This window comes from Accumulibacter sp., assembly GCF_032229525.1.
GTDB lineage: Bacteria > Pseudomonadota > Gammaproteobacteria > Burkholderiales > Rhodocyclaceae > Accumulibacter.
Window position 1 is genome coordinate 25,205 of sequence record NZ_JAVTWB010000220.1, and the last position, 6,730, is coordinate 31,934.

A 6,730-nucleotide genomic window follows, 5' to 3' on the forward strand; every position below is an offset into this window, starting at 1 on the left:
GCTGGCCTGCTGGCCTGCTGGCGGAGAATCTTGCTACCTATGGCCAGCGATGGGACAGAAAACCCGGGTTGCGAGCAACGGCGCCGCGACCGGCGCTAGGAAAGCGGCAGGGTGAGCGTCACCTCGAGGCCGCCGCCCGGCCGATTACGCGCCAGCAGCTGGCCACCGTGCGCAACGACCGCGCGCCGGGCGATGGCCAGCCCCAGCCCGTAGCCCGTCTTGCCGTCATTGTTGTCGGCGCGATAGAAGGGTTCAAAGATCGCCTCCAGATCGCCTTCCGGGACCCCGGTGCCGCGATCCGAGACGACAATCTCGAACGCCGGGATGCCCGCGCCAGCGACCAGACTGCGTGCCTTTACCTCGACCGCCGTGCCAGGCGCCGTGTATTTCGCCGCGTTGCGAACGACGTTTTCGACGGCGCGATAGAGCAACTCGCCCTGCACCCTCGCGGTGACTTCGCCCTCTCCGGTGAAATGAACCGCCCGGCCGGCGGCTTCGGCCTCGAAATGCGCATCGTCGGCAATGCTGGCGACCATTTCCATCAGGTCGATGGCCACCGGCGGCGCGCCCGGCGTACCGGCGTCCAGCCGCGACAGGGTCAGCAACTCGCCGACCAGTTCGTCGAGGCGAACCGACTCGCGTTCGACACGTTCGAGTGTCATCTCGAGCTTGTCCGGATTTTGCCGTGCCAGCCCGATCGCCGCATGCAGCCGCGCCAGCGGCGAGCGCAGTTCGTGCGAGACATCATGCAACAAGCGCTGCTGGGCATGGATCTGCGCCTGCAACTGCTGCGCCATGCGATCGAAGTCGCGCCCCAGATCGGCCAGTTCGTCTCGCCGACGTCCCATCGACGGCTGCACCCGCGTCTCCAGCCGGCCGTCGGCGACCGCGCGCAGCGCACCGCGCAGGCTGCGGATCGGCCGGGCCATGTACCACGCCATCGCGGCGCTGAAGGCAAGGCTGGCGAGCAGGCCGGCAATGATCGGCTGCGCCGGCGAGGGACGTTCGCGGTGCGCCATCCCGCCACGCCCGCCCGGGCGCTCGAAACGCGCGACCAGGGTGTAGGTCTGCCCGTCGCTGGCGACCACCCGGCGTGCGCCGGACATCGGTCCGCGGCGGAAATCTCCTGCGGACAGCGCGGCGCGCAGGTCGCCGGGGAGCTCGCGACCGAAAAGATCGCGGGCACTGTCGTCAAGGACAAACAACTGCGCGTTACCGGGAGCGTCGGCCCATTCCCGCAGCACCTCGCGCATCATCTGCGGGCTGCCACGGCGCAGAAACACCTCCGCCGCGTCGAGCATCACCATCGCACGCGGCCCCCCCGGCAAGGCCGGGGTCGAGACGAACTCGGCCTCCGCCTGGCGATGCAGCCAGACCACCGTGCCGACGCCCGCGCCGGCCAGCAACAGCGACAGCCAGAAGGCGAAGAAGAATTTCCAGAACAGGCGTCCCATGTTCAGCCGTTCACCAGCTGGTAGCCCTGACCGCGCACGGTCTGGATCCACGAGTCGCCTTCCGGTCGCGTGCCAAGCTTCTGGCGGATGCTGCTCACATGCACGTCGATGCTGCGATCGAAACGTGCCAGCGGCCGCCCCAGCGCCAGCTCCGAGAGCTCGCTCTTGCTGACCACCCGGCCGGCGTGGCGTGCCATCACTTCGAGAATGCTGTACTCGGTGCTGGTCAGGTTGAGCGCCTGGTCATGCCATTGCGCGCTGCGCCGCTCCGGCCACATGCTCAGCGGGCCGACCACCAGCGGCCCTTCCGCGGAGCCGCCGGCGGCATCGCCGGTGACCCGGCGCAGGATCGCCCGCAGGCGCGCGACCAGTTCGCGCGGCGAGCACGGCTTGGGAACGTAATCGTCGGCACCAAGTTCGAGCCCGATGATGCGATCGATGTCATCCCCGCGCGCGGTCAGCATCAGCACCGGCATGCGGCTGGCGGCGCGGATCTGGCGCAGCGCCTCGACGCCGTTGAGCCGCGGCATCATCACGTCGAGTACCACAATTGCGTAGCGGCCGCTGAGCGCCTCGCGCACGCCGCTTTCGCCGTCGTGCACCACGTCCGCCTCGAAGCCTTCCTGTTCGAGGTATTCGCGCAGCATCGAGGCCAGCTCGACATCGTCATCGACAAGCAACACACGGGTCATGGCGCCAATCCGGTTAAGCACAGCAGAACCGATGATAAGCGCCAGGCGCGCGCGATCGCGTGTCTTTACGACGCTTTACCCGCTTTAACGCATCGGTCCGACGTTCCGGCGGCGACAGCCGATGCCGTTTTACACGGCTTTACAGACCGTTAACCGCGCTTTACCGCCGGCTGACCGACAGTGCACCCCACAGTCGCTGCAGTCGATTCCCGACTGGACCGACCCAACCACACAGGAGTCAATGATGAAAACACTGAATCGCACCCTTGCCGTATTTCTTGCCGCCAGCAGCATCGCCCTGGCCGTTCCCCTCGCGGCCCAGGCCAGCCCGATGATGGGCGGCGAGATGGAAGGCTGCAGGGGATCGCAGTCCATGAAAGGCCAGCGCGACGGCATGCCGCGGATGATGAAGGGGCTCAATCTGACAGCCGAGCAGGAGGCCAGGATCACCGAGTTGCGCAAGCAGGACGCCGATCTGATGGCGGAAAAGTTCAAGGCCATGCGCGACAGCCGGACACAGCTTCACGAGATGCAGAAGAAAGGCGAGTACGACGAGGCCAAGGTCAAGGCACTGACCGAACAGGGTGCCCTGGCGATGGCGGAAATGGGCCAGCTTCGCGCCCGTCAGCATCACCAGATGATGGACATCCTCACCCCCGAGCAACGCCAGGCGTTCGAAGCGCAGCGCGAAAAGATGATGCAGCGCTGGGAAAAGAAGCGTGCGGGCAAGCCGGCCTGATCGCCTTGCCGGCAGCAGCTACAGACCAGGTCGCCGGCCTTGGGGCCTGTGGCTGCACGGCACTGAGGGGCGGAGAGTGCCGGCTTCCCTGGCCCTCTCCGCCGACCCTTACGCCGCCTGCCTGTGCCTCGTCCCCTGAGCGCTGGACTGCATGCGGTTCACCCCATTGACCAGGGCCATCAGCGAAGCCGTGACGATGTTCGCGTCGACCCCGGCGCCGTAGAATTCGCTGCTGCTGCCGGTCGCCGGTGCGACTTCGATGAAGGCGCAAGCCCTGGCGTTGCCGCCTTCACCGCTGGCGCTCATCGCACGTTCTTCATAGCTCCGTACCTGAACGCTGATACCGACGCTGTGCAAGGCGTTCACCGCCGCGTCGATCGGGCCGTTGCCGGCGCCGGTGAGCACATGCGACGCGCCGTCAAGGTCGACGCCCAGCCGTATGCCTTGCCCGCTGGCATGCTCGAAGAGATGGTGCTCGCGATAGCGTACCGGTACCACGGTACCGAGATAGGTCGCCGAGAAGAGCTGCCAGATGGCAGCCGCGCTCATCTCTCCGCCGTGCCGGTCGACATCGGCCTGGACGACGCCGGAGAACTCGACCTGCAAGCGGCGCGGCATGACCACGCCGTATTCGCTCTCCAGCAGGTAGGCAATACCGCCCTTTCCTGACTGACTATTGACGCGGATCACCGAGTCATAGCTGCGGCCAAGATCGGCCGGATCGATCGGCAAATAGGGCACGTTCCAGAAAGCATCCGTCTGTTCGACGGCAAAGCCCTTCTTGATCGCGTCCTGATGCGAGCCCGAAAAGGCGGTGAACACCAGGTCGCCGACGTAGGGGTGACGCGGATGGATCGGCAACTGGCTGCAGTGCTCGAAGGTACGCGCAACGGCGTTGATGTCCGAGAAGTCGAGGCCGGGCGCAACGCCCTGGGTGTACAGATTGAGCGCCAGGGTCACCAGATCGACGTTGCCGGTGCGCTCGCCGTTGCCGAACAGACAGCCCTCGACACGCTCGGCGCCGGCCATCAAGGCCAGCTCGGCGGCGGCAACGGCCGTGCCCCGGTCGTTGTGCGGGTGCAGGCTGATGATCACGCTGTCGCGCCGCGCGAGGTGGCGGTGCATCCACTCGATCTGGTCGGCGTAGATGTTCGGCGTCGCGACCTCGACCGTCGTCGGCAGATTGAGAATCACCTTGTTATCCGGTGTTGCACCCCAGGCGGCGGTCACCGCGTCGCAGACTTCGAGCGCGAAATCGAGTTCGGTGGCGGTAAAGGTTTCCGGACTGTACTCGAGCACCCATTCGGTTTCCGGCACTTCCGCGGCCAGTTGTTTGATCAGCTTGACCGCCGCGACGGCCATCTCCACCACCTCCGCCCGGCTCATGCCGAAAACGTTGTCGCGGAACGGCTTGGAGGTGGCGTTATAGACATGCACGATTGCCCGCCGAGCACCCTTCACCGAGTCCATCGTCCGCCGGATCAGGTGCTCGCGCGCCTGCGTCAGTACCTCGATACTGACGTCGTCGGGTATGTGCTTGCCTTCAATGAGACTACGGACAAAGTCGAAATCCGTCTGCGAGGCCGACGGGAAAGCGACCTCGATTTCCTTGAAACCGACCGCGCAGAGCATGCGAAACATGCGCATCTTGCGTTCGACGTTCATCGGCTCGAACAGCGACTGGTTGCCGTCGCGCAGATCAGTGCTCATCCACGTCGGTGGCGCGCTGATCGTACGGTTCGGCCACTGGCGGTCGGCGAGATCGACCGGCGGGAATGAACGGTACTTGCTGGCGGGGTTGGTCAACATGGCAGCGGCTCCTTGAGGTTCTTGTGGTGATGGCGATGACAGATATGGTAAGGAAAAGCGGCCGGCAGGTGCTTGCGTTTTGCTGCTCAAATTGCGGCCATTGCGCAACTCTATTGCTCACAAATGCGACGAATAGAGATAATATTGCTTGGTCACGAACCTGGAGCAATTTCATGCAACTCGATCGCTACGACTGGCAGATTCTCCGTGTCCTGCAACAGGACGGCCGGATCAGCAATCAGGACCTCGCCGAGCGCATCGGCCTGTCGCCTTCACCTTGCCTGCGCCGGGTGCGCGCGCTCGAGGAATCGGGGTTGATCACCGGCTACCGCGCGCTGCTCGACGCCAAGAAACTCGGCCTGTCGCTGATGGCCCTGATCCACATCTCGATGGACCGGCACACGCCCGAGCGCTTCACCAGCTTCGACGCCGCCATCGCCGAGATCCCCGAGCTGCTCGAATGCCTGCTGATCACCGGTCAGGACGCCGACTATCAACTCAAGGTGGTGGTCAAGGATATGGACGCCTACCAGGAGCTGCTGCTCGACCGCATCACGCGTATTCCCGGCGTCACCGGCGTGCATTCCAGCTTCGTCCTGCGCCGGGTGGTCGATCGAACGGCGCTGCCGCTGCTCCAGGCAAACTGACGTCCAGCGGAACAAGCCTCCACGCAGTCGGCCCGCCGCACCGCCCTTGTGCCGAGGCGAGTTACCGGCAGGTGTCGATATTTTTTACACCTTGGCGTCGGCACGGCCAGCCGCAAAACACAAAAGCAAGCTATCCTGCTGATTATGAATGTTTATATAAACTCTGGCACGAAACTTGCATCGTACTGAGCCGACAAGACGCCTATGGAAAAACGACAGAATCGGGCGGTTGGCACGGGTGTTTTCTTGGCGCTTCCAAGGAGAACGGCAATGGTCGACAACATCGTAGTCGGTGGTCCTCGTGCCCAACGGCCAATCATTCACACTGTCGCGCTTTGGCTGGCGTTGGGGTTTTCGGGAAGCGTGTCCGCCACCACCTTGCTGGACATGTTCGACGGTACGAAGCCGGCGTTTACGCGGGACGGCCTTGAATTCTCGAACTTTGCCCCGGTCCTGACCAACACGTTTCCGGCGGGCCAGGATCTGGAGCTCCTGCTCAAGACCAATCCGCTGGCGTTGTTCAACGTCCAGTTTCTCGATTTCACCACGGCGGCCAAGTTTTCCCACGGCTGGGGTAACGCCACGGCTGCCAATGCCGGAAACATCGGTTTGGTAGAACTGCCGGACAATCCCGCGACCGTGGGCGTGGATCCCGGCTTCAGGCTGAACAGCGGCGCCGAATGGACCGTGGATGCGGGCATAAGCCCGCCCACGACCCCGATTGCGTCCGGCCAGCTTTCCGCCTTCGCCTATGACGTCAAGACCCTGACTTCGCAGAAGATCAACAGTGCCGAAATCACCCAGTTTTCCACTATCGATGCCGTCGGACCCGACGTCCTGTCGTTTCTACCCCCCAGTTTGCCCGATGTAGCGCTCGGCTTCGCCCTTCAGTTCATCATGGATCTGAACACCAACGATATTCTGAAGGCGATCCTCAACGTCACCGTAGACCTCGGTGTGCAGTCGCCAAACGGGGTCATGCAGTTCAGCCAGTTTGACGGCTGGTCCGGTTTCGCGGGCCGCGATGCCATTCGGGTGGTCAACGTGGTCGGCGTCGCGGCAAGTTCGGGAGGCGGCTTCACGATGGATGCCCTGGAGCAACGCATCGACCCTCCCCAACCCACCGCCCAGATTCCCCAACCCGGCACGCTGTTGCTGATCAGCATTGGGCTTCTGGGCATGGCCTATTGGCGGCGGCGCACTACCGACCAGTGAGTCCTCGTCTTCGGACAGAAGTGGCGACCCGCTCCCCGGGTTCCTGCCCGGTTTCTTGATGTTTCCTTGCTCAGGACGGTCAGCACTCGTGCACACAAGGCAATGGGCTGCGTCTGGCTCAGACTTCTTCGCATGGTAGAGAGATCGTTGGCCGATTGACGGGCCGCTATCGAC

6 protein-coding genes are annotated in these 6,730 nt (G+C 64.1%); 3 read left to right on the forward strand and 3 right to left on the reverse strand.

The genetic code is table 11. The features are described 5' to 3' along the window. Window positions 1–95: 95 nt before the first annotated feature. The gene (locus RUW20_RS17700) at window positions 96–1,454 is read right to left on the reverse strand and encodes an ATP-binding protein (protein ID WP_313953546.1); all 1,359 of its coding nucleotides are present in this window, start codon (window positions 1,452–1,454) and stop codon (window positions 96–98) included. A gap of 2 nt (window positions 1,455–1,456) precedes the next feature. Then, window positions 1,457–2,146, reverse strand: a complete 690-nt coding sequence (locus RUW20_RS17705; RefSeq protein WP_313953547.1) for a response regulator transcription factor — start codon at window positions 2,144–2,146, stop codon at window positions 1,457–1,459. A gap of 244 nt (window positions 2,147–2,390) precedes the next feature. On the opposite strand from RUW20_RS17705, the gene RUW20_RS17710 reads away from it, so the two are divergent. Further along, window positions 2,391–2,885 carry a Spy/CpxP family protein refolding chaperone gene (locus RUW20_RS17710; RefSeq protein WP_313953548.1) on the forward strand — a complete coding sequence of 165 codons (495 nt, stop codon included), beginning with the start codon at window positions 2,391–2,393 and terminating at the stop codon, window positions 2,883–2,885. A gap of 108 nt (window positions 2,886–2,993) precedes the next feature. Here RUW20_RS17710 and leuA read toward each other — a convergent pair whose 3' ends face one another. After that, window positions 2,994–4,694 carry a 2-isopropylmalate synthase gene (gene leuA / locus RUW20_RS17715; protein WP_313953549.1) on the reverse strand — a complete coding sequence of 567 codons (1,701 nt, stop codon included), beginning with the start codon at window positions 4,692–4,694 and terminating at the stop codon, window positions 2,994–2,996. A gap of 173 nt (window positions 4,695–4,867) precedes the next feature. On the opposite strand from leuA, the gene RUW20_RS17720 reads away from it, so the two are divergent. Both RUW20_RS17720 and RUW20_RS17725 read left to right on the forward strand, forming a co-directional pair. Continuing rightward, window positions 4,868–5,341, forward strand: coding sequence for an Lrp/AsnC family transcriptional regulator (locus RUW20_RS17720; RefSeq protein ID WP_313953550.1), 474 nt, complete (start codon window positions 4,868–4,870; stop codon window positions 5,339–5,341). Window positions 5,342–5,611: 270 nt separating this feature from the next. Continuing rightward, the gene (locus RUW20_RS17725) at window positions 5,612–6,556 is read left to right on the forward strand and encodes a PEP-CTERM sorting domain-containing protein (protein ID WP_313953551.1); all 945 of its coding nucleotides are present in this window, start codon (window positions 5,612–5,614) and stop codon (window positions 6,554–6,556) included. The last annotated feature ends 174 nt before the right edge of the window (window positions 6,557–6,730 follow it).